2 protein-coding genes are annotated in these 1,406 nt (G+C 34.9%); both read right to left on the bottom strand.

Annotated elements, in window-relative coordinates; genetic code table 11:
* Positions 1 to 233: 233 nt before the first annotated feature.
* Entirely contained in the window at positions 234 to 437 is a 204-nt protein-coding gene (locus tag DFQ00_RS29695) for a hypothetical protein (RefSeq protein ID WP_244214030.1), read from the bottom strand.
* A 131-nt stretch (positions 438 to 568) separates the two neighbouring features.
* Positions 569 to 940, bottom strand: a complete 372-nt coding sequence (locus DFQ00_RS28405; RefSeq protein ID WP_110899745.1) for a hypothetical protein — start codon at positions 938 to 940, stop codon at positions 569 to 571.
* Between the last annotated feature and the right edge of the window lie 466 nt (positions 941 to 1,406).

The raw sequence follows: 1,406 nt of genomic DNA, 5'->3' as shown, positions 1-1,406 counted from the left end.
TATCCTTTGGATACAGCCGATTCAATAGCCGATTTTGCCCAGTGATTCGCCTGCACGTCTTTAAAAGTTGTGGCTGCCGAAGCCTGCGAAGAAAGCAATGCTGACATGCCTAACACTGCACTCATTATAGGTAACATGATTTTTTTCATTTGTCCCATCCTCCGATGAATTGATTTTTGTTATTTTGAAATCCTTGAATTTACGTTCTCTACATATGTAAAAGCCTATATTAATTATTGGAGCCTTCCTTCTGCTTGCAATACTTTCTTTAATTGTTGACTATACATAAAAGACTCTTTTTGATTGGTCTCATAATTAATAGAAACACTAAATGTTTGTTCTTTGTGACCTTTTACGTAACCATACACAGTCACCCAACTCATTGCCATCTTAGGCATCATCTCTTTTTTCGTAATAGTTACACCCAATTTATACATACTTTTCAAATAATCTATCGATATTGCTTCTGCTCTATCTAAAATGTCTTGATCTTTGAAATGCCTCTCAGTTATTCTTCCTCTGCAACCTCCTAAGACTTACAAAATCACAAGTATCACAGTAATATTCCTCAGACGAAGCATAGTCTTACCTCACTATTAATTCGGAGAAGTATTTTTTCTCCCTTCTCTAACAGCCACTCTGGTCCGCCAACATACTGCACTTCATACGTGTTGTAATTAATCGCTATGGAAATCCTTTCGTTTACATCATTATTAATGTATCCATACAGAACTACATCTGGTCTGACATACTCACCCATAACCTGAGAATCTGTAAATTCTACAGTTACGTCATATACTTTTTTAAAATACTCTACCCCTATAGGGGTTGCTTTTTTAACGATATTATTATTTTTCACGTGATATGTAATTGCACAACCACTGACCAATAAAGTAAAAGCTGCAAAAACGATTAATATGATCCTCCATCTACGACTCATCTTCTAAACAAATCCTTTGCGTAAGAAATCATTTCTTTTTATTAAGATCCAAAGTTAATCCCATTGCAGTATTACTATGTGGCTATATTTCCCTTCTGAAGTTACTCTTGGTGTATCAACCACTTTGGCCCACCCACATGTTCAACCTCATAAGTATTATAATTAATCGCTATTTTAATTCCCTCATTCTCATCACCTTGTATATGTCCGTATAATACAACGCTCGGATATACGTAACCAGCAAAAACCTGAGAGTCCGTGAACTCCACGTCAACGTTATACTCTTTTTTAAAATATTCTAATCTATAGGCGTTGCTTTTTTAACGATATTACTATTTTTCACGTGATATGTAACTGCGCAACCACCAACTAATAAAGTGAAAGCTGCAAAAACGATTAATATGATCCTCCATTTACGACTCATTTTCTATACAAATCCTTTGCGTAAAAAATTATTTCTTTTTCT

Source organism: Paenibacillus barcinonensis, from assembly GCF_003217495.1.
GTDB lineage: Bacteria > Bacillota > Bacilli > Paenibacillales > Paenibacillaceae > Paenibacillus > Paenibacillus barcinonensis.
This window is presented reverse-complemented; position numbering and strand designations above follow the sequence as displayed.